We start from the raw sequence: 20,930 nt of genomic DNA on the forward strand, positions 1-20,930 counted from the left end.
AATCAACCTTAAGTTTTTTGACAATTTAATTGATGTGATTGGATTGCTTTAAGGCAATTCAGAGATTTGGGTTTTCGTCTAGCTTAAGCGAAAAAGCCCTTTATGCCGTCGGCTTTGCCCGCTATATCCACCCTATGACACATACCGCTTCTCCTCTCGATTCCGGCCGCGTGGCCGATCCCAGCAAACTGATCCAGGGCCGGACCGGCCTGTGGGAAATCGTTATGGGCCTCGAAGTCCATGCGCAGGTGGCTTCCAATACCAAACTGTTTTCCGGCGCCAGGGTCGGCTTCGGCGCCGGCCCGAATGAGCAGGTCAGCCTCGTTGACGCCGCCATGCCCGGCATGTTGCCCGTGCTCAACAAGTACTGCGTGGAGCAGGCGGTGAAGACCGGCCTTGGCCTGAAAGCCGAGATCAACCGTTTCTCGCGCTTCGACCGCAAGAACTACTTCTATCCCGACCTGCCGCAGGGCTATCAGATTTCGCAACTCTTCCACCCGATCGTGGGCGAGGGCGAGGTGCTGGTCGAGCGCGATGACGGCACCAGTTTCACCGTGCGCATCGAGCGGCTGCACCTGGAGCAGGACGCCGGCAAGTCGATCCACGATCTCGACCCCAACGCCACCTATGTCGACCTCAACCGCGCCGGCACCGCCCTGATGGAAATTGTCTCGAAGCCCGATCTCAGGTCTTCGGACGAAGCCGTTGCTTATTTCAAGAAACTGCGCACCATCCTGATCTATCTCGGCACCTGTGACGGTGACATGGAAAAGGGCAATATGCGCGCCGACTGCAACGTCTCGGTGCGCCGCGTCGGCGAGCCTTTCGGCACGCGCTGCGAGATCAAGAACGTCAACTCGTTCCGCTTCATGCAGCAGGCGATCGAATTTGAGGCGCGCCGCCAGATCGAGATTCTGGAAGACGGTGGCACCATCGATCAGGAAACGCGGCTGTTCGACGCCGTGAAGGTCGAGACGCGCTCGATGCGTTCCAAGGAAGAGGCGCACGATTATCGCTATTTCCCCGATCCCGACCTGTTGCCGGTCGAACTGGAAGAAGCGTGGATCGAGGATATCCGCAAATCGCTGGTGGAGCTGCCGGACGACAAGAAGGCGCGCTTTATCTCGCAATACGGGCTGAGTTCTTACGACGCGCAGGTGCTGATTTCCGAACAGGACCGAGCGGATTACTACGAGAAGTGTGTTGCGAATGGTCAGCCAGTCGGCATGATAAATCGAACATTGCCTAGTGCGACCCGGCAACTTTTGGGAGAAGCCGGCGAAGCACAGTTTGCGAAACCTATTCGAGACCCGAAGCTAGTCGCCAATTGGGTAACTAATGAATTGCTGGCCCGTTTAGCAAAGGACGGTAAAGACATTGTGGATTCGCCGCTGCCGCCCGAGCAGATCGCCGGTCTGGTGGAGCTGATCGAGACCAATGTGATCTCGTCCAAGATCGCCAAGACGGTTTTCGAGCACATGTGGGAAGGCAAGGGGACGATCACCCCGGCCGAGATCGTGGAAAAGCACGGCCTCAAGCAGGTGACCGATACCGGTGCGATTGAAAAGGCGATCGACGAGATCATCGCCGCCAATCCGGACAAGGCGGCGGAAGTGGCGTTGAAACCGCAGGCGCTGGGCTGGTTCGTCGGGCAGGTGATGAAGGCCACCGGCGGCAAGGCCAATCCGGCGGCGGTCAATGAGTTGCTGAAAAGCAAGCTGGGGTTATAAAGCAAGAACCCCCACCACCAACGCGCAAGCGCGCGTCGGTCCCCCTCCCCAACGAGTTGGGGAGGTATAAGAGTTAAAGCCTCCGCATGCAGGTGCGGGGGCTTTTTTCGTTACTGGCTCATGTTGGAAGACGACATGGGCGCCATCGCATCCGACGACATGGACGAGGACGACATGGCCATATTGTCGCCGCTGGCCATAGGCGCCATGGCGTCGGCGGAAGAGGACGACATTTCAGACATGGCATTGTCGGTTTTCGGCGGGGCGGAGCAGGCGGTGACGGCGACGAAGGTCAGGGCAAGGGCGGCAAAAGCGAGCGTGCGTTGCATGGGGATTTCCTCAGATGGGGTTGGCGACAGCCGGGCGCTGTCTGAAAAGGAGATACGCGGCAGGCGCGCCGGCGGTTACACGGTCGTTTTTTAATTTGCCTTAATCTGGTGCAATCGCGGCGCGAATAGGTATAGTGCGCGAAACCGGGAGGGGACAGATGGACAGCGCGTTAAGTCTGGCGGGGGTGAGCAAGCGCTTCGGCGATTTCGAGGCTGTCAGCGAACTCAGTTTCGAGGTGAAGCGCGGCACGATCTGCGGCTTTCTGGGGCCGAATGGCGCCGGCAAGACCACCAGTGTGCGGATGATGCTGGGGCTTTCGGAAGCGAGCGCCGGACGCATAGAGGTGCTGGGGCGGCCGGCGGGGCAGGCGCTCGACCGGATCGGCTTCATGCCGGAAGAGCGCGGACTGTATCGCAAGATGACGCCGGTCGATGTGATCGTCTTTCTGGCGGGCTTGAAAGGCGTGAAGGCCTCGGTGGCGCGGTCGCGCGGCAAGGCCATGCTGGAAGCGCAAGGGCTGGGGCCTTTCATGAACAAGCAGATACGCTCGCTTTCCAAGGGCATGTCGCAGAAGGTGCAGCTTATTTCCTGCCTGGTGCACGAGCCGGAACTGGTGATCCTCGATGAGCCGTTTTCGGGGCTGGATCCGGTCAACCAGCAGGGGCTGGAAACGGTGATCCGCGATCTGGCGAAGCAGGGGGCGACGGTGCTGTTTTCCACCCACGTCATGCAGCACGCCGAGCGTCTGTGTGAGCAGGTGGTGCTGCTGGCGAAGGGCCGGAAGGTCTTTGAGGGTACGCTGAAAGAGGCCAGAGCCGCGGCGCCGCGACATCTCGATCTGGAAGGGGCGCTGCACGAGGCCGATTTGCTGGCCCTGCCGGGGATCGCCGCGGTGGCCGATATGGGGGCGGCGGATGCCATTGAAAACGGAAAAGATCGGGCGCACCTGTGGCAGTGTCATTTGCAGGCCGGGCATACGGCGCATGAGGCGCTGAAAGAGGCCTTCCTGCGCGGACTGGATGTGCGGCGGTTCGAGGCGAAGGAGCCGAGCCTGCACGAAGCGTTTATTGTCTTGACCGGAGGCGAGCATGAATAAGACCTTTCTGATCGCCCGGCGCGAATACCTGGCTTTTGTCCGCACGGTCGGCTTCTGGCTGTCGCTGTTCACCCTGCCGCTGATCCTGGGATGCAGCATCCTTATCCCCATTCTGATGCGGCACTCGGCGCCGGTGGAGACGGTGGCGATCCTCGACCTGAGCGGCGATCATATCGAGGGGGCCATAGCTGAGGCGGTGCGCGCCCATGCGCCGAAGCCGGGCGTTTTTGATGATGGCGGGCTGAGGCTGGCGCCATTGCCGGCGGGATTGTCAGCGGATATGCCGGCCAGTGAGGCCGAGGCGAAGATACCGGCGATCATCGGCTCAGGGCAGGTGGCGTCGATCATCGTGGCGACGGACAGCGGCGACAAACTGCATTTCCGTATCTGGTCGGCGGATGGCCACAAGGGCAAGGTGGAAAACCTGATCCTGTGGGATCTGCATGGCCTGCAATATTTCAAGCTGGCGGGGATGCACGGCATTGATCATGGCCTGGCGCATGACATGCGTGAGTCGCGGGCGGATATTGTCAGCCTGACCCCGGCCAGCGCCGACGCGCCGAAAAAGGACGGGTTCGCCGAAGGGGTGCGCGAAAACGGCGGGCGGTTCCTCGGCATCGGCATCAGCTACCTCACCTGGATCACGATCTTTTCGTCATCGATGATCCTGCTGGGGTCGGTGATCGAGGAAAAATCAAGCAAGGTGCTGGAAGTGCTGCTGGCCTCGGCCTCGACCGAATCGCTGCTGGTCGGCAAGGTTCTGGGCGTGGCGGGGGTCATGCTGACGGTCTCAGGGCTGTGGGCCGTGACGGCTTTTGCCCTTAGTACCTATGGGTTCAACGCCATGCCGGCCGAGACCTCACGCGAGATCGCGGCGGCGATATCGGGCCTGCTGTCGCCTGTGCATGTCGCCCTGTTGCTGGCCTATTTCACCGGCGGTTACCTGATGTTCGGTGTGTTTTTCGCCGCGGTCGGGGCTTTTTGCGAAACCCAGAAGGACGCCCAGGCGATTATCGGGCCGATGACCATCGTGCTGATGATCCCGATGATGACCATGCAGGTGGCCTTTACCTCGCCGGACCTGCCGATGCTGCAATATATGTCGTGGTTTCCGCTGTTCACGCCGTTCCTCATGCCGCTGCGGCTGGCCCAGCCCCTGCCGTGGTACGAGATCGCCGGCACCCTGGCGGGGATGGGCGTGGTGGCGCTGATCATGATCGCGGTCGGGCGGCGGGCCTTCAAGGCCGGGGCGCTGACCGGCGGCAAGCTGAGTTGGGGCATGTTGTTCCGGATCGCCACGCGGAAGGCCTCAAATTGACAAGCAAAACCCCCGGCGCTTTTGCACCGGGGGTTTTTTACACCCTCTGACCCGTCGGGGGGAGATCAGGTCAGGAGATATGCCGTGTAGCTTATTGGCCGGCGCTCGAAGTGGCGCTGGATTCGCTGCTCGACGATTCCGTGGTGGCCGTAACCGTACCGTCGGCGGCAACTGAAGTGGAGGCCGCTTCGGTTGCGGTGGCGGTTGTGGTGGTGCCGTCAGCGGCCACCGAGGTGGAGGTCGACTCGGAAGATGTCGCGGTTGCGGTATCGGCGGCAGGGGTTTCCTGAGCGACGGAGATCAGCGGAGCGACGCCGAGAGCAGTGACAAAAGCAGCGGCGGCGATGATGCGAATGGAAGATTTCATGTGTATTGCTTTCTCTGGTTGGGGAGGCATTACTGAGATGGATGGCGAATTGTATAATATAATACAAAACAAAAATGCCGATGCTTTACGTCAGTGATGTCCTGCATTCGACGAGGGTGAAAATTGTGTAAGAATGAGGCGCAAATTTGTCTTTGGAGAGGTCTATTTGTGAATATTAGTGATTCGTTAACCGATATTTATGCTCTATTTATTTTTTTATACTGTGGGAATAATCACGCCCTTATAAGGCCCGGTATCCGGTCATGTGACCGGATACCGGTTTTTTTTACTGTACGCGGTCCGGGGCGGGCTGAAGCGGATCATGGATGGGCGGCGGCAGGCTATCGGCCGGCGGGGGAATCAGGGCCGGGGCCGGATCGGCGGGCAGGGCGCCGGTAGTATTGCCGCTCGCATCAGGCAGGTTCGGATTGGGCACGGGTTGGGCGTTTGTCACCGTATCCGCCGGCACCGGAGCGTTGCCGAGCGCGCGGGCCTTGGCGGCCTCCTGCTGGTTGAGCGCGTCGCTGCTGGCGGAATTCAGCGGATCATTGGCATGGTCGCCGGCGGCCACGGCGCGCTTGTGCTCGCGCTGGAGCTGGGCGGCGTGTTCTGGCGTACCCGGTGTCGGCGGTGTATCGGCCTCCTGTGTCGGGCCGGTCGGAGTGGGGACGACTGTGGCCTCCTGGGCCGAGGCGGAAAGCGCTAGCAGGCCGCCGATCAGGACGGCTGCTGGTATGTATGTCTTGACATATTTCATGATGATTACCTCATTTGAGCACTGGAAAGCGCCAGGGCTTATTTCTGTTCAACATCTGCCTTGGCTGTGGCGCTGAGATCGGCCGACGCAGCGGTATCGGCCGCCCCGTGGACCGTATCTCTGGCCTGACCGGTAACGGTGTTCACGTCATGTGTGGCGCTGTTGACGCCAGACGCGGCGGCGCCAGTTACGGCGCCCGGATCAGCCACAACGCGGGTATTGGCATCGGCAGAGACATTTCCTTTGGTATCGCCCCTGGCCTCAACCGCGCCATCAACCTGAGCGGCCCCCTGAACCTGCTGGGTCGCATCTTCGGTTTGCTGGGCCACGGTATTGATGTCCGATTGAACGCGGCTGGTGGTGTTACCGAGGGTGTCCTGAACGCCACCGACGCCGATCTGACCGTTCGCGCTGCCCTGAGCCTGACCCGTAAGGCCGCCGACCGCTCCGCCAACCTGACCGCCGCCGCCGAGAATTTGGGCATTGGCGATGACGGGAAGGGCGGTCAGGCCGGCGGCAAGGGCCAGTACGGCTGTTGTGTTACGCAGACTAATCATGATGTTCTCGCTTTCGATGAGTTGGGCTGGTGTTGGCGGCATTGTCCGGTTCCAGCCCGGCGCAAATGGGGCGAAAAAATAATGGCGTCATGCGCAAAGGGCGCTTTGAAATCAGGATTTCGGGGGTTTTGCTGTTTCGGCGCAAAAAAAAGCCCCGAAACGCGACAGGCGCTTCGGGGCTTGATCGGACGTTTCAGGCTCTAATAGACATCATAGAAGACATCGATGATCTCGCCGGTTGACATATCGACCAGCACGACGTCGCGGCCGATAAAGTAGTAGGCGCAATCATAGGGCGGGGTCGGCAGGCCATATGACAGGTAGTCGTAGATGCGGTAGTCGTAGAAGTAGTCCGGCAGATATTCGCCCGACGTCCAGCGGTGGCCGTACCATTGGTTCGGCACTTGGTAGTAGCCGTAGGTGGGCGCGAAATAATAGCCGAAGCGCACGCCGGAATAGCCGCGGAAACGGTGGTCACGGCGATAATCGAAATGGTGGCGTCCGCCGCCGTTCCAATTGTGATCGCGTCCGCCGCCGCCATTGCCGTTCCAGTTGCCGCCATGACCACCATTGTGGCCACCGTTCCAGTTGCCATTGTGACCATTGCCATTCGAGCCGCCAGTATGGTTGCCGCCGTGGGTATTGCTGTTACCGGGACGACCGCCATTCCAGCCGCCCTGCTGGCCGGGGCGACCACCGTTGTTCCAGTCGTGGCCGCGTCCGCCGCCACTATTACCGGCGTCGCCATGATCACGGCCGCCGCCGTTATTGCCGTTCCCATTATGGTCACGTCCGCCGCCCTGGCCTGCGGTGCCGCCGCCGCCATTGCCGCCTCGGCCTGGACGGTTGCCGCCCTGCCATTGACCGCCCGGCTGTGCGTCCGGTCGTACACCGGTCGGACGTCCGTTACCACGGCCGTCGCCATTGTCGTTGTTGCGCTGACGGTTCATGCCGCTATTGGATGTCTGGCCCCGGTTGGAGGGCTGAGCGCGGCGGGCCGCCGGCGCGGGCCGTGCCGCGGGCGCAGGGCGCACAGCCGGAGGCGGCGTACTGGTGCTGTCATTGCTTCTGGACTGGCCGTCGCCCCGGTTTCCGCCGCCACGGTTGCTGCCGCTATTGCTGTCGCGGTCCCTGGCGTCGGCGTAGGTAGGCGCAACGGCCAGGCCTGCCATCAGCACAAGCGCCAGGCCGGATACGGCCAGATTGGCTAACTTTCTGTTCATTTTCATCCTCACTGTCTGTGCAGATCATCCTCAAACTACAGGAATATGCGGATCTGAGACGCGCGGCGATAAAAATTATCGCGTTGATGCATTTATGACAGAGTGTCCCTGAACTGAAGCTGAACAAAACATGTCGGTCTTAAGACAGATTGCGGCAAGACTCCGATCTTAAAAGACTGTTTATTTGGGGAGGTTGACTGGGCCGGGCGGGTGATTAACTGGAGCCAAATCTATCGCGTTAATGATAGTATTTCTGGTTTATGTAAGTAAGTTAAGTGTAATTTACGAGTTATTTCGTGTTTATACTAAAATATTGATCAATTTTTAACGCATATATACAAAATAATTAACGTAAAAATTAACATTAATTTTGCGTTTACATAAAATATTTAGCGTAAATCTCCGCGTTAACTTTAATTTTATTCGACGGTGGTGAACTCAAGGCATCAACTGCAACGGAGACGCGCAAAAAGCGCGGCATCAATACGATGATCACCAACGACGTAGAGTTCAAATCGATCCCCCTGCCGACCGCCGAAATGGGCGGTGACGAGCTGTTCCAGCTTGGCATGATGTATTCCACCGGTCAGGGCGGCGCGCCTGTCGATCTGATTTCGGCGCACATGATGTTCAACCTGGCCTCGATGCGCGGTTCGCTCGAAGCCCAGGTCTATCGCAAGGAGCTGTCACGCGAGATGGGCCGCGAGGACATCGCCGAAGCACAGAAGGCTGCCCGCCAGTGGCTCGACGCCGGCCGTATCGGCTACGCGGCTTAATCTCGATCTTCGATCAAGATTAAGCTCTTTTGCGTAGAGCGCTCAAGTGTTGAATAGCGCGGTGGCATGGAAGCTAAGCTGCGGTCGGTTAGCGCTTTAGAGCCTGATCTCTTCGACGGGATCACCGCGCTCGTACTCCCATGTCGAAACCAAATTCAATACATCCGCGAATGACTCATCCGGATGAGACGTGGTACATAAAAAGCGGTCTTCATCGCTTCCGTCACCCACGACAATTTCGTCGATAATATCTTCTATCCTGGCGCAGCCTAGTCCGAATACGGCCAGTAGCGATACACCGTCCTTCAGGCACTGTTCAACAAAGCCCTCAAGCAGGGCCTCATTGGATACCGGAACGTGTAGAATGAGTTTGCGGGCGAGGGACATGCCCTATTTTAAACCACCAAACAATTGTCTGCCAGCGTCTTGTTCTCCGGAATTCATGACCTACTGGCCGAAGGCCTTGTAAGTAAAATAGTTCATTATGCCGCCGGGGATCAGATTGTTGACCCATTGCTCCATGAAGACGCCGGCTTCGGCGACATTGGTGCGCGGCACATAGATGATGTCGAAGCGGCGTAAAGCGACCAGTTGCCCCTTGCCCTCCAGCGGATTTTGCAGGTCGACGATGCGACGCATGGCCTGGCCGTCGCGCCCTCTGCGGATGATCAGCACCTGATGGCCCTTGGCGCCATGGGTGAAGCCGCCGGCCGCCATCGTGGCCTGGAGCGCATCCATATCGCCCAGCATATCGACCCAGCCCGGATTTCTCACTTCGCCGCCGACCAGCACGCGCATCGGCGCCGTGTCGCCGGGATAGACGGTCACCTGTGGATCGCGCAAGATTCCGGCATAGGCGCGGGCGATTTCAGCCTGTAGCTGCGGCACGCTTTTATAGGCGGCCATGACTTGTCCGATCAGGCCGAGCGTAATGCGGCCGTCTGGTCCCACCTGGGTCTGGCGGCTGAGTTCCGGCGCGCCGGGAACGCTCACTTCCAGCTTGTCGCCGGGGTAGAGCAGATAAAAAGGCTCGTCGTCGGTCCAGCGGGCGAAACCGATCAGCGGCGCTTCCGGCATTTTTTCTGTCGCGCGGGCGCTGCTGGCGATCAGGCCGTCACCGAGCGCGAGGCCGAAACCGGTTGCCAGGCTGGTTGTCAGTAAAGCGCGGCGTGTGACCATTAGGGCGGCGAATCCATGCGGTATGGGAGGGAATCTGATACCTATTGAATAAGGCGGAAAATGGTAAACATTCGTTAACGCCCGATCGGTTAATTTAGCAAATCTCAGACTTCCGCCCTTTGCTGAATAAGGGTAACTGTTTGAAACTTTTCTGAATTTTTGCAACGGACAAGAGACTCAATGCGCACCGACGACGTGTGGGACGATGACGGCGACCGGGTGGTGCCTTTGCGCCGGCCTGCAGGGCAGCCTCAGCCGGGCGCAGGCAAATCGGCGGGCAGGCGTCTCATGCAGTTGGGTCTCGGCGACATCATTGCCCTGTTGTTCCGCGAACTGTGGCTGATGCTTGTCGTTTTCGCCGTCATTTTCGGCGTGGGGCTGATGGCGGCTTTTTCCATGCCGTCCAGCTATACGGCCGGGGCCAGCCTGCTGATGCAACTCGGTAAGAACTATGTCTATGAACCGGTGGCCGGCGATGCGGCGCGCGGCGCAACGGCGACGATCGACCAAGTTGTGCAGTCGGAAGTCGAAATCCTCAGCTCCACCGAACTGAAGCGCAATGTGATCGCCAAGCTGGGCTACAAGGTCATTCTGCCATCGTCGCCCAGCCTGTGGGACCCGAAAACCGACGCCGCCCGCGCCGAAGCGGACGCGGCGGCGCTCAAGGTGTTGCAGGGCGGTTTCGAGGCCTCGACCGCGCCGCAGAATAATGTGGTGCGCCTGACCTTCAGGCATGAGGACGCGCAATCGGCTTCGCTGATTCTCAATACCCTGATCGACGAATACCTGACCTACCGCCAGCAGGTCTATGCCGACCAGACCGGTCCTTTGCTGCAAAAGCAGAAGGACAGTTTCGATACGCGTCTGGCCGACGCCGACCGCACCTATCAGGCGTTTCTGGCGCAAAATGGCGTGGCCGATTATGACGCGGCCAGGGCGACCTACGCCAAGATATACGATCAGGTCACGATCGACCTCTATGCCGCGCAGACGCAATACGCCACCGATCAGGCCAAGCTTAACGAGGTAAAGGGCAGTCTCGCCCGCCTGAACCCGGAAATGAGCATCGAGCGCGATCTCGATCTGTCGGTGCCGAACAAGATCTTCGCCTTGCAGCAGCAGCGTCAGGACCTGCTGTCGCGCTACCTGCCGGCGGCGCAGCCGGTGAAAGACATCGATGCGCAGATCGCTTCGTTGCAGGCCATGATGAACAGCGGCAAGGGAATCGGCGAGGCGACGCACAAACTGGGCGCCAATCCGCTGTATCAAAGCCTGCTCAGCCAGAAGTTCGACCTGGAGGCCGATATGGCGTCGGTGTCGGGGCGGATGCGTTTGTTGCAGCAGCAGGCCGGTCAGGTGATGAGCAAGCTTCAGGGGCTGGCGGGGCTGGAATCCGAGTACAATGTGCTGGCGACCGAGCGCAACGCCTTGCAGGACAGCATCAAGACCTTCACCCAGCGCATTCAGGAAAACCAGGCGGCACAGCAAATGAAGGCCGGCGACGATACCGTGCGCGTGGTCGAGAAGGCCCAGATGCCAAACAAACCCAAGAGCCTGAAACGCATTATCCTGATCCTGTCCTTCCTGTTCGCGGGGTTCACGGCCCTGTGCGCCGGGCTGCTGCGGGTCTATACGCGCAAGGGGTTCGCCAATGCGCAGATGGCCGCGAAGGCGCTGGATCTGCCGGTGCTGGCCCAGGCGAAGACGAAAGCCGCATAAGTGTACGGATTGCGCAACTTAAACGCCTTGATACGGATGCAGAGCGCTGCGACACTCCTGATATCGATTCGATGCGGGGATGAATGCGTCCGCGCCGGTTTTAGTGGCATCCATGGTTGATCTGACACGCGAAATGGCTGACCTGATGTCGGCGCTCGGCCGGCCGCAATCAGCGCAGGGCCGGGCGCTGATGTTTGTGTCGGCCTATGGCGGCGAGGGCGTTTCGACCGTGGCGCGTGAATATGCCCGCTGTGAAGCCGCCTTCGCCAGGAAACCGGTCTGGTTGATTGACGCTGATCTCGCGGGGCAAAGCCAGATGCAGGCCATGACCGCGGATCCCGAACGCTTCGGCCCGCCGGGCGCGCTTAGCCAGGCGACGCCCGATGGCTCCGTCTTTTTCACCGTGACGCCGCCGGGACGCGAGGCCGATACGCACTATCTGGTGGCGCGGCCGTTTCTCGGCCGCCGGCTGTGGGTGACGCGCTTTCGCCACAAGAACCTCGCGCCCGGCCAAAAAGCGCGGATTTTCGACCGGACGACCTACTGGAAGGCCTTGCGGCAGCACGCCCAGACCATCGTCGTTGATGCGCCGGCGATGACGGACTCCACCGTGGCGCTGCAACTGGCGCCCCTGATGGACGGGGTGATCATGGTGGTCAGCGAAGGCGAAGGCGATGTTCAGGCGCGCATCGACCTGAAGAACGACATCGAGCAGGTCGGCGGCCGGTTTCTGGGCATGGTTTATAATAATGCCAGCCGGATCGTGGGCGGGGCTGTGAGGCGACCGCTTGGGCGGTTAGCCGCCCTGTGAAGCGCCATATCGGGGAGGCGATCTCCGATTTGTGGCCGGGCCTGAAAGCCGACTGGCGCGACGACTGGTTGTCGCTGATCTTTGGCGCCAGCGTTCTGTTCGTTTTTTCGCAGGCCTGGCTGTGTCCGCTGTTCGGTTACGGCGCCCAGTCGGCGGCGGCAGGCCTGATCGTCCGCAACTTTTATTATCCGTTTTATCTGATGAGCCTGGCGCTGGCTGTGATCTGCTGGCGGCAGATGTTCAGCGCCCTGTGGCGGACGCCGCTGATACTCAGCCTGTTGATGCTGTGCGCCATATCCTATGTCTGGTCGATTGACCCCTCCGGCACTTTTAGGCGCTTTATCGCCCTGTCATTCACCATGCTGGCCGGTTATGCGCTGGCGGCGCGATTTTCGTGGGCGCGCCTGACCGAAGTCATCGCGCTCGCCTTCACGGTGATGATGCTGGGTTCGGCTTTTTTCGCCATTTTCATCCCCAAACTCGGCCTGATGCACGACCTTTTCCCCGGCGCGTGGCGCGGGCTGTGGCTGGAAAAGAACAATCTCGGTTCGTGCATGTCGATCGGTTTCGTGGCGGCCGCTGCGGCGGCGCTGCATAACCCCCGGCGGCGTCTTTTCTGGTGGATCATGGCGGCGGGCATGGTGGCGCTGACCGTGCTCTCGACCTCCAAGACCGCGCTGGTTTGCCTGGTGCTCGGCATGGGCGGCATCGCCTTCATCTACCTGGCGCGGCGCGGACCGGTGCTCGGCATCCTGCTGACCTGGCTGGCGGTAAGCGTCCTGCTGGCGTTGTGCGGTCTGATCCTGTTCGCACCCGATAAGCTTTACCTCCTGCTTGGCAAGGACGCGACCCTGACCGGGCGGACCTTCATCTGGGACGGCATCTCGCGCGTGATGGAAAGCCGGCCCTGGCTCGGTTACGGCTACGGCGTGGTGTGGACGGACGAGGGGGATTACGCGCCGCTGGCCAAGATTACCGCCGTGGCCGGGTTTCGCGCCTATCACGCCCATTCCTGCTGGTACGAGACCTGGCTGGGGCTGGGGATCGTCGGGTTTTGCATCTGGGCGCTGGTCTTCGCCGAAATCTGGCTCAAGGGGCTTTATCGTATGCTGCGCGGCGACGGCGGCTATTTCGCCCTGCCGCTAATGGGCATCTACAGCCTGTCTTCTTTGACCGAAAGCATGGCGCTAAGCTGGAACGACCTGCGCTGGAGCCTGTTCGTCATGGTGCTGGTCAAACTGTCCCTGCCAAGGGATGAGGACGCGAAGGATTTGAATTGGCGGTGATGGCCCGGTAGACGTTCAGGGGGTAACTACGGCCAGCGGACCATAAGCTTTATCCAGTCGGCATTTGGTTTACCCTCGAAATTACGCATATCGAGGGTGAAATACTTTTGCACCAGATCTATTGTCGATGCGCCGAACCCATAGGTTTCCGGACGCTCGGCCAGAATGTCGCAATTGAGCAGGTTTCCCATCGCGTCGAACTGACATTCCAGAAGGGCGACGCCGCGTTGTCCGATCGCTTTGGCTGACGCCGGGTAATATTTCCGCATGGCGTCGTAGCCCGGCGTAGAGACTTTCCGGGCCGTCACATAGTTTCGGCCCGGCCGGGACTTCGCTTCAGCCGGGATTAACGCTGCCAGTTCCTTCAGCGTCATGTGTCGCATGTCAGGCTGGGAGGTCGGTGTTTCCGCCCGCGCCGCAGAGGTCGCAAGCAGGGCAAGACAGATCACTGCAAAGAAGCGTTTCATATTTCCCCCCCCAAGAAATTTGAAAGGAAGATATGCGTAATTACCGTGTTTGTAAAACCTGTAGCCAGATCGGCTTTCTGGTAACGATGAAACTTCGTTTTTCTTTTACCTGCCAGCTATAGGCTGAGCCGGAGTCAAACCAGGGATGCGCCATGGATCAGGTTTATCTGCTTCACCATATTCGCACCATCGAAGACCACGAAGACGTCAAGCTTCTTGGTGTTTTCTCAAGCCGCGAACTGGCCGAACGGGCGAAGGAACGCGCGCTGAACCTGCCGGGTTTCAAGGACAGCCCCGATGGCTTCAGCGTTGATAAATACCTCGTTGACCGGATGGGCTGGACGGCTGGTTATCGCACGGTTTAAGCGCGCAGCGTCTTTGTCAGTTTCACGCTACCGCTATCGTTTGTGAAATATCGACACATAGGATAGCCTGGCTTTAACGGTACACGGAGGTGTTCATGTCGGTCGTCGGTATTGGTGGCGTGTTTTTCCGGGCGGATAATCCCGAAGCCCTGCTGGCCTGGTATGACAAGCATCTGGGCCTTGTGGTCGATTTTGCCTCACCGTGGGTGCCGGAGCGCGGGCCGACCCTTTTCATGCCGTTCAAGCGCGATACGGATAACTTCCCCGCCGACAGGCAGTGGATGATCAATTTCCGGGTAAAGGCGCTGGATCAGTTGATCTCAGCGCTGCGGGACGGTGGCGTTGAGGTGACCACGAACCCGGAGTGGGACTCGCCGGAAACGGGCAGGTTCGCCCGCATCTATGATCCCGAAGGCAATCCGATTGAACTGTGGCAGCCGCCCGCGGATTAAGCCGCCTTGGTCTTTTGTGCGGTCTGCCCGGACGCCAGTCGGGCGCCTTCGGCATAGGTGACGATATCGAAGCCCATATCAAGCGCCCGGACGATCAGGCGTTCGAGCGTTGCCGGCGTGCAGCCCCAGTCGGACGGGTTTTCGCGGACATCGTGGGTATAGAGCACCAGCCAGGCAGTTTCGTCCTCCGCGCGGATCAGCCAGTCAATGGCGGTCTGTTCGCCATCGGCGCCCTCAATGCCGACGGCCGGGGTCTGGTTGAGGTCGGTGCCGGGCGTGATCAGGCCGTGGTGCAGGGCGCGCGAGGCCAGGAAGCGGTCATTGAGCACTGATTTCGCCTGCGGGGAGACATCTCCATAGGGATAGGCGAAGGTGACGGCCTTTGGCAGGCCCATCTGGCGGAAAGCCGTGGCGCTGAGGTCGAGGTTTTGCGCAATCTCCGCCGCCGGGGCGCGGCCGCAATCAAGATGGCTGTGGGTGTGGCAGGCGATTTCATGCCCGGCGGCATGAAGCGCTTTTATTTCCGCCTCGGTGGTATAGACGCCCAGGTGACTGTCGCTGCCGGAGAGGCCGGCGGAGATGAAAAAGGTGCCGCGCGCGCCGTATTTTTCGAGGATGGCCGCGCCGGCATGGGCGGCGGAGGTGGGGGCGTCATCGAAGCTGACGGTCAGCAGGGGGCGTCTTAGGCCATCGAAGCGGGCCGGGCGCGTGTAGATCAGGCGCGCCAGCCGGCGGCGCAATTTGCCATAGAAAGAGCTGTCGGCTGTGTAGATGTCCGTCATCAGACCACCTGTGCGTAAAGGGCGGCGCGGTAAAGGCGCAGGGCGAAGGCGCGCAGCCTGACCGGCAGGAGCGGGGTCAGGCCGGCCGCTTTGATCAGCGGGCGAAGCGCACCAATAAAGGGGATTTTTCTCAACAGTTTCGCCGCCTTATAGCTGGGATATTGAGAGACGACATGAGGATGCTTTTCGACAACGCGTTTGAAGTTACCGACCGATTGTTCGTATTTGCGCGCCAGGGTTTCCGGCGTGTCGAGTCCCATATGGGTGGCCGTGTTGTCGATATGGCCGACGCCGTATTTCGCCGCGACGCGCATCCCCCATTCGGTGTCTTCCCAGCCCCAGCCGGTGAAGGTGGGGTCGAACCCTTCGGCTTTGAACACATCGCGGCGGACGAGCAGGTTTGAGGTGAAGACGTATTTTTCGGGGTGCTGGCTGCGGTCGGCGGCGCTCAGGCAATCGCTCTGGCCGGCCATGGTCTTGTGGATGGCGAAAGCGGGCGTATCGGGGGCTTGAATCAGCGAAAAGCCGCCGAAAACGACCGTGCTCCGGCCATTGGCCTCGGTCAGCCAGCGATCAAGGAAGGCTGGATCGTCGGGCAGCATGTCGGAATCGAGGAAGAGGAAATAGTCGCCGCGCGCCGCTTCGGTCAGGCGGTTGCGGCCACGCGCCCGGCCTTCGTTTTGCGGCAGAGTGATCAGTTCGCAGGCCAGAGGTGACTGGCTGATAAAAGCGCTGGTTTCGGCGGTTATCTCCGCCATGCCGGAGCCGTCATCGATCAGGATGATTTCCAGGGCTTCGGGCGTGCGGCTTTGCAGGGCGCGCAGCAGGGCCAGCGGGGATTCCCTGTAGAACGGGATCAGCACCGACAAGCGCGGCGTTACAGTGGTGAAGGCAGGGTTACGAAAGAGCTGGCTCATGCGAACACCTTGGCACGCAGGCGATTGACGATTTTCAAAGCCGGTTCGCGGATATGGTTGAGATCGAACAGCCAGGCCAGAAGTGCATAGACAAGAACGCCGGTCGTGCCTTTGGTGATCAGGTCGACAACAGGCAGGTGGGTGGACGGCACTAACGCGACCGCCGCCATCATGACCGCAACGCTGAGCAGGGTCTTGCCGAGGTCGAGGACGGGGACGGGCAGGGCCAGGGTTTTCAGGCCGAGCAGCCACGAAGCGACCAGACCTAGCGCAAAACTCAGGGCGGAGGCGACGGCGGCCCCCATCAGGCCCATCAGCGGAATGAGCAGCAGGTTCAGCGCGATATTGCTGACGGCCGGCACGGCCATGGCCACGACGAGCAGACGGGTCTTGCGGGCCAGGGTGAAGGCTTGCAGGAAATAGTAGGTGTTGAGTCCGGACAGCAGCGCGCCCAGGCTGATCAGGGGCGTCACCATCAGGGCATCGGCGCGCAGGCCCTCACCGATCAGCAAAGTGCCGAGCGCTGGTGCCACCATGATCAGGCCGCCGACCGCCGGGAACAGGACGAAGGCCATGGTGCGGATCTGGTGGCGGGCATTGTCTTTCAGTTCGGTTATACCGCCGTGTTCCAGGGCGTGGACCATGGCCGGACCGCCGGCGGCGCCGAACCAGATGAACAGTACATCGAGGATGCGCGAGGCCAGCGAAAAGCCGGCATGATAGGCGCCGGCCTCGGCGTCATTGAGGAACCAGGCGATCAGGAAGCGGTCGGCGGTATAGAGCGCCAGGGTCAGGATCAGGCTGGCCGACACCGGGAAGCCGTAATGGGCGTAGGCGCGGGCTTTTTCCGCACTGAAGCGGCCTTTGAGAGCACGGCCCCAATCCTCACGCACAACAAACGGCAGGCAAATCAGGGCAATCAGGCCGCCGCCGACGACCGGCGAAGCGCCGCCCAGACCAACCGTCGCGCACAGGACGCCGAGGGCGAAGCCGCCGGCAGTCTGGATCATATCAAGCATTGACGCCGCGCCAACCCGGCCTTCGGAGCGGCGCTGTTCCTGCACCAGCTTGATCAGCGAGCGGAAGATAACGCAGCCGAGGCCTAAGCCCATGGCCATTTTCAATGATTGACCGGACGCGCTTGATACCGGCCACAGCCACAGGCCGAGCGCGCAGACGAGGGCGAAGACAACGGCGACGACGGTGAACAGGCGGTAGAGGGTGCCGTAAAGTTCGGGGGCTTCACGGTCGGTGCGGGACTCGGCGGGATAGAAGCGCGCCATCGCGGCTTCGATCCAGGTGAAGAAGATTGTCTGGGCCAGGCTCGATATGCCGAAGGTCAGGGCGTAGCGGCCGTAATCATCGGGCGAGAGCACGCGCGTGAACACCATCAGGGTGGCGAACCCGATCAGGCCTTGCAGGATATTGGCGGGCAGATAGCCCCAGAGACCCTTAGAGAACATTGAAAGACTCCGAGGCGTATATGCCTCGGCAAGGGCAAGCGCCCGCCCGAGCCTTTGCGAGGTATCTCTTCATGTAAAAAGCGAAAGTCGTGAGCATCAGCGAACGACTTTCGCGTCGCCGAGCAGGCAGGGAATGGTCATGGCCATGATGTACAGATCGAACCATATTGAATGGCGCTCGATATATTCGACATCGAGGCCAATGCGCCGGCGCACATCTGCGGCATTATCAAGCGGGCCGCGTGACCCCTTGATCGCCGCCCAGCCGGTGACGCCGGGTTTCATGCGGTGACGCCAGGCGTATTCGGCGACCAGGCGCGCGCTTTCATCGGGGCCGGTCTTCATGCCGATGGCGTGCGGACGCGGGCCGACAAGCGACATCTCGCCCTTTATGACATTAAATAGTTGTGGCAGTTCGTCGATACTGGTCTTGCGGATGAAGCGGCCGATGCGGGTGACGCGCGGATCGCCTTTGGTGACCTGCTGGGCCGCCGTATGATCGGTCAGGTGGGTATACATCGAGCGGAATTTCCACACCCGGATCGCCTCGTTATTGAAGCCGTGGCGGCGCTGGCGGAAGAAGATCGGGCCGGGACTATCCAGCTTGATCAGAACGGCGACAACGGCCATCAGCGGCGCGAAAATGATCAGTGCGAGGGTGCCGATGATCAGATCCTCGGCGCGTTTCAGCATGGCCTTGTGATCGTCTTCGGAGATGCCAGAGACACGCGCCAGCGGAATATCTGCCACCCGTGACCAGGCGGCCTTGGCGGCATTATCATTATCCATATCGACGAACAGCGACACCTCATTGGGCAAGCTGCGCAGCTTTTCGATAATCGTCTTGACCCGCGCCTTGGCGGAGGTATCCAGCGCCACGACGATCTGGTCGACATAGGGGGTGATCTTGTGGCTAAGCAGGGACTGCACGTCGCCCAGCACAGGCACACCGGAAATGGCATGGGGATTGCGCGCCAGGCGGTCGTCGAAAATGCCGATGATATTGACGTGGCGTTCCTTGAGCGCGGCCTCGACCAGCTTTTCGGCATGTTTGGTGGCGCCGACGATAACGATGCTGGGGATCAGCTTGCCCTGGCGGCGCCAGCGATCGACCAGGCTCCACCACAACAGATGCTGGAGCATGAAATAGACCAGGCTGACGGCGGCCCAGAAACGGACGGCGGCGGTCACGGCGTAGTCATTTACGGAAAAATCAGCCAGGAAATCCGCCAGCACATAGCCGGCGCCGAAGACCATGGCCAGCTTGACCATGTGAATCCAGACGCGGGCATTGCGGCCGAAACGGTAAAGGCCGCAGGCGTAAAGCGTCCAGTAAAGGGCGAGCGTGGTGGCGAGAAACGGCAGGATATTGCCGAGCGGACTGGTGAAAAAGCCATGCGGCGCCACGGACCTAGCGCAGATGACGGCGAAGAAAACCAGGGCCAGAAAATCGATGGTGCGGAACAGGCGCACGAACATGTCGCCGCTGCGCCGTTCGCGGGCCGAAACCAGCTTTTCCGGCCGGAACGGACCTCGCCGGTCCTTTGGGTCCAGACGTGTGACGTCTTCGAGTGTATGGCGGGGGAGGGCGGCGTTCATGACCTGACTGTGGGCTTATTCTATGCTTGCGGGTTACGCTACGGTATTTGCCTTAGGCGTCAGTTAACAGGCGGCGATTTTCCTGATTTTTTCTTGTCCCGGCACGGAAAGGACAGGTAACCGCTTGCAAGTTCGAAGCCGGAAAAGCGATATTTTCGTGTTTGAGATGACATCTTGCGGAGATGATTTGCGGGGTGGCGCGCAAAGCTGTGCACCTTTTTTGCAAACGGCGTTGCCTTTTAAAAACGAATACGCTAACTCAGCCATAACGGAGACGTGGCCGAGAGGCTGAAGGCACTCGTTTGCTAAATGAGCGTACCCCCAAAAGGGTACCCAGGGTTCGAATCCCTGCGTCTCCGCCATCCCCCCTTTCCATAGTTTCCACTACTGGCCGATAACCCTTATGTGATAAGGGTTTGCGCGTTTTGGCTTGATCGTAGGTTTCCTTAATGTTCCCATCTACCCGCCGTCGTTGGTGGGATCGGTGGTGGGATTTGGGACAGGTTTTTTCATGGCAAATCGTACCGCAAAGAGGCTCACGACGAAGGGGGTAGCGGCGCTTTCAAAGCCCGGCAGGCACCCTGATGGCGACGGGCTTTATCTGAAAATTTCGCCAACAGGCGGAAAGGCGTGGATATTTCTTTTCAGGATGCCCGGGATGCGAAAAGAAATGGGCCTTGGTGGGATCACCGATGTCACCTTAGCCGAAGCCCGGGAACTGGCCGACATAGCGCGGAAAATGGTCAGGAGTGGGAAAAACCCGATCATCGAGCGCAAACTCGGTAATCGCACGGTAGCCGATACGCCGACCTTCAGGGTTTTTGCGGACGCATACGTTAAGTCAATTGAAAGCCAGTGGAAAAATGCGAAGCACAGGGCACAATGGAAAATGACACTTGAGGTGTATGCGGCCCCCCTTCATGACAAACTGCTATGTGACATAGACACCAATGATATCCACCACGTCCTGACCAGGGACAATCTGTGGAATACCAAGTCTGAAACGGCCAGCCGGCTCAGGGGGCGTATTGAGACCATCCTGGATGCCGCCCGGGTTAAAGGTTATCGCAAAGGGGAAAACCCCGCACGCTGGGAAGGTCATCTGGAGCATCTGTTGGGTAAGCGGAAGAAGCTCACACGCGGGCATTTCGCGTCGATGCCATATGAGGAATTGCCGGACTTCATCAGTGACCTGAGAACACGGACAGCCAAAGTCGCCAGAGCGCTAGAGTTCCATATTCTATGCGCGTCCCGACCCGGCATGGTCGAACAGATGCTGATGACTGATGTGAACTTTGATGAACGGGTCTGGACGATCCCAAAAGAGCGGATGAAGCTCGAACGCGATCACATGGTTCCATTGTCACAACGCGCGATCGATATCCTGCTCGAAATGAAGAAAACCATGAGAAACAATGTCGTATTTTATGGCCAGAACCCCGGAGAACCGATTTCCAACAATGCGCTGCGTGCACTCATGAAAAGAATGGAGAAGGGGCATTACACCCCCCACGGCTTCAGGTCGTCCTTCCAGGACTGGGCTGGCGACGAAACAGAACACGAGGAAAAGACGACCGAATTTGCGCTCGCGCATTCGGTAGGTGATGATACGAAAAAAGCGTATCGGCGCAGGCAAGCTTTGCGGAAACGCCGCGGCCTGATGGACGATTGGGCGCGCTACCTTAACGGGGAGAATGTTCGCCCGGACAGCAAGGCCGCATAATCAGGGCACCAGG

22 protein-coding genes and 1 tRNA gene are annotated in these 20,930 nt (G+C 59.9%); 11 read left to right on the top strand and 12 right to left on the bottom strand.

Features of this window, described 5'->3' with window-relative positions; genetic code table 11:
* Positions 1-170: 170 nt before the first annotated feature.
* Complete coding sequence (gene gatB, locus VL130_RS12210; protein WP_325363415.1) at positions 171-1,730, top strand: Asp-tRNA(Asn)/Glu-tRNA(Gln) amidotransferase subunit GatB; 1,560 nt, start codon at positions 171-173, stop codon at positions 1,728-1,730.
* Between the two features lie 110 nt (positions 1,731-1,840).
* Here gatB and VL130_RS12215 read toward each other — a convergent pair whose 3' ends face one another.
* Positions 1,841-2,059 carry a hypothetical protein gene (locus tag VL130_RS12215; RefSeq protein ID WP_325363197.1) on the bottom strand — a complete coding sequence of 73 codons (219 nt, stop codon included), beginning with the start codon at positions 2,057-2,059 and terminating at the stop codon, positions 1,841-1,843.
* 158 nt (positions 2,060-2,217) lie between these two features.
* Between VL130_RS12215 and VL130_RS12220 the strand changes: the two genes are divergently transcribed.
* Positions 2,218-3,156: an ABC transporter ATP-binding protein gene (locus VL130_RS12220; RefSeq protein ID WP_325363198.1), complete on the top strand. Its 939-nt coding sequence runs from the start codon at positions 2,218-2,220 to the stop codon at positions 3,154-3,156.
* Entirely contained in the window at positions 3,149-4,474 is a 1,326-nt protein-coding gene (locus VL130_RS12225) for an ABC transporter permease (protein WP_325363199.1), read from the top strand. The genes VL130_RS12220 and VL130_RS12225 overlap by 8 nt, the downstream gene beginning before the upstream one ends.
* A 91-nt stretch (positions 4,475-4,565) precedes the next feature.
* Here the strand turns inward: VL130_RS12225 and VL130_RS12230 are convergent, their stop codons facing one another.
* From VL130_RS12230 to VL130_RS12245, 4 genes are all read right to left on the bottom strand, one after another.
* Positions 4,566-4,841, bottom strand: coding sequence for a hypothetical protein (locus VL130_RS12230; RefSeq protein ID WP_325363200.1), 276 nt, complete (start codon positions 4,839-4,841; stop codon positions 4,566-4,568).
* Positions 4,842-5,127: 286 nt separating this feature from the next.
* Positions 5,128-5,598, bottom strand: coding sequence for a hypothetical protein (locus VL130_RS12235; RefSeq protein WP_325363201.1), 471 nt, complete (start codon positions 5,596-5,598; stop codon positions 5,128-5,130).
* 38 nt (positions 5,599-5,636) lie between these two features.
* The gene (locus tag VL130_RS12240) at positions 5,637-6,197 is read right to left on the bottom strand and encodes a hypothetical protein (protein ID WP_325363202.1); all 561 of its coding nucleotides are present in this window, start codon (positions 6,195-6,197) and stop codon (positions 5,637-5,639) included.
* A 158-nt stretch (positions 6,198-6,355) separates the two neighbouring features.
* Positions 6,356-7,378: an RcnB family protein gene (locus tag VL130_RS12245; RefSeq protein ID WP_325363203.1), complete on the bottom strand. Its 1,023-nt coding sequence runs from the start codon at positions 7,376-7,378 to the stop codon at positions 6,356-6,358.
* A gap of 488 nt (positions 7,379-7,866) precedes the next feature.
* Between VL130_RS12245 and VL130_RS12250 the strand changes: the two genes are divergently transcribed.
* The gene (locus VL130_RS12250) at positions 7,867-8,154 is read left to right on the top strand and encodes a sel1 repeat family protein (RefSeq protein ID WP_325363204.1); all 288 of its coding nucleotides are present in this window, start codon (positions 7,867-7,869) and stop codon (positions 8,152-8,154) included.
* A 96-nt stretch (positions 8,155-8,250) separates the two neighbouring features.
* Here the strand turns inward: VL130_RS12250 and VL130_RS12255 are convergent, their stop codons facing one another.
* On the bottom strand, positions 8,251-8,541 hold the full coding sequence (locus VL130_RS12255; protein ID WP_325363205.1) for a hypothetical protein: 291 nt from the start codon (positions 8,539-8,541) through the stop codon (positions 8,251-8,253).
* Between the two features lie 60 nt (positions 8,542-8,601).
* Positions 8,602-9,333 carry a polysaccharide biosynthesis/export family protein gene (locus VL130_RS12260; protein WP_325363206.1) on the bottom strand — a complete coding sequence of 244 codons (732 nt, stop codon included), beginning with the start codon at positions 9,331-9,333 and terminating at the stop codon, positions 8,602-8,604.
* 180 nt (positions 9,334-9,513) lie between these two features.
* Here VL130_RS12260 and VL130_RS12265 point away from each other — a divergent pair, with 180 nt between their 5' ends.
* The 3 genes from VL130_RS12265 (at position 9,514) to VL130_RS12275 (ending at position 13,149) form a co-directional block, all read left to right on the top strand.
* Positions 9,514-11,052 (top strand): GumC family protein, encoded by a 1,539-nt coding sequence (locus tag VL130_RS12265; protein WP_325363207.1) that lies wholly within the window; start codon positions 9,514-9,516, stop codon positions 11,050-11,052.
* Positions 11,053-11,164: 112 nt separating this feature from the next.
* The gene (locus VL130_RS12270; RefSeq protein WP_325363208.1) at positions 11,165-11,863 is read left to right on the top strand and encodes a transcriptional regulator; all 699 of its coding nucleotides are present in this window, start codon (positions 11,165-11,167) and stop codon (positions 11,861-11,863) included.
* Positions 11,860-13,149, top strand: a complete 1,290-nt coding sequence (locus VL130_RS12275) for an O-antigen ligase (RefSeq protein WP_325363209.1) — start codon at positions 11,860-11,862, stop codon at positions 13,147-13,149. The genes VL130_RS12270 and VL130_RS12275 overlap by 4 nt, the downstream gene beginning before the upstream one ends.
* Before the next feature lie 26 nt (positions 13,150-13,175).
* Here the strand turns inward: VL130_RS12275 and VL130_RS12280 are convergent, their stop codons facing one another.
* Positions 13,176-13,616 carry an energy transducer TonB gene (locus VL130_RS12280; protein ID WP_325363210.1) on the bottom strand — a complete coding sequence of 147 codons (441 nt, stop codon included), beginning with the start codon at positions 13,614-13,616 and terminating at the stop codon, positions 13,176-13,178.
* A 152-nt stretch (positions 13,617-13,768) separates the two neighbouring features.
* Here VL130_RS12280 and VL130_RS12285 point away from each other — a divergent pair, with 152 nt between their 5' ends.
* Both VL130_RS12285 and VL130_RS12290 read left to right on the top strand, forming a co-directional pair.
* Complete coding sequence (locus VL130_RS12285) at positions 13,769-13,981, top strand: DUF7336 domain-containing protein (protein ID WP_325363211.1); 213 nt, start codon at positions 13,769-13,771, stop codon at positions 13,979-13,981.
* Between the two features lie 95 nt (positions 13,982-14,076).
* Complete coding sequence (locus VL130_RS12290; protein ID WP_325363212.1) at positions 14,077-14,433, top strand: VOC family protein; 357 nt, start codon at positions 14,077-14,079, stop codon at positions 14,431-14,433.
* Here the strand turns inward: VL130_RS12290 and VL130_RS12295 are convergent.
* The 4 genes from VL130_RS12295 to VL130_RS12310 all read right to left on the bottom strand — a co-directional run bounded on the left by VL130_RS12295 (position 14,430) and on the right by VL130_RS12310 (position 19,194).
* On the bottom strand, positions 14,430-15,215 hold the full coding sequence (locus VL130_RS12295) for a polysaccharide deacetylase family protein (RefSeq protein WP_325363213.1): 786 nt from the start codon (positions 15,213-15,215) through the stop codon (positions 14,430-14,432). The two genes, VL130_RS12290 and VL130_RS12295, sit on opposite strands and share 4 nt — an antisense overlap.
* On the bottom strand, positions 15,215-16,132 hold the full coding sequence (locus tag VL130_RS12300; RefSeq protein ID WP_325363214.1) for a glycosyltransferase family A protein: 918 nt from the start codon (positions 16,130-16,132) through the stop codon (positions 15,215-15,217). Before VL130_RS12300 ends, VL130_RS12295 begins: the two co-directional genes overlap by 1 nt.
* Entirely contained in the window at positions 16,129-17,595 is a 1,467-nt protein-coding gene (locus VL130_RS12305; RefSeq protein WP_325363215.1) for a lipopolysaccharide biosynthesis protein, read from the bottom strand. Before VL130_RS12305 ends, VL130_RS12300 begins: the two co-directional genes overlap by 4 nt.
* A gap of 96 nt (positions 17,596-17,691) precedes the next feature.
* Positions 17,692-19,194 (bottom strand): exopolysaccharide biosynthesis polyprenyl glycosylphosphotransferase, encoded by a 1,503-nt coding sequence (locus VL130_RS12310; protein WP_325363216.1) that lies wholly within the window; start codon positions 19,192-19,194, stop codon positions 17,692-17,694.
* 270 nt (positions 19,195-19,464) lie between these two features.
* Here VL130_RS12310 and VL130_RS12315 point away from each other — a divergent pair.
* A tRNA-Ser gene (locus VL130_RS12315) sits at positions 19,465-19,556 on the top strand.
* Positions 19,557-19,705: 149 nt separating this feature from the next.
* On the top strand, positions 19,706-20,917 hold the full coding sequence (locus tag VL130_RS12320) for a tyrosine-type recombinase/integrase (protein ID WP_325363217.1): 1,212 nt from the start codon (positions 19,706-19,708) through the stop codon (positions 20,915-20,917).
* The last annotated feature ends 13 nt before the right edge of the window (positions 20,918-20,930 follow it).

Source organism: Asticcacaulis sp. (assembly GCF_035497195.1).
Taxonomy (GTDB): Bacteria; Pseudomonadota; Alphaproteobacteria; order Caulobacterales; family Caulobacteraceae; genus Asticcacaulis.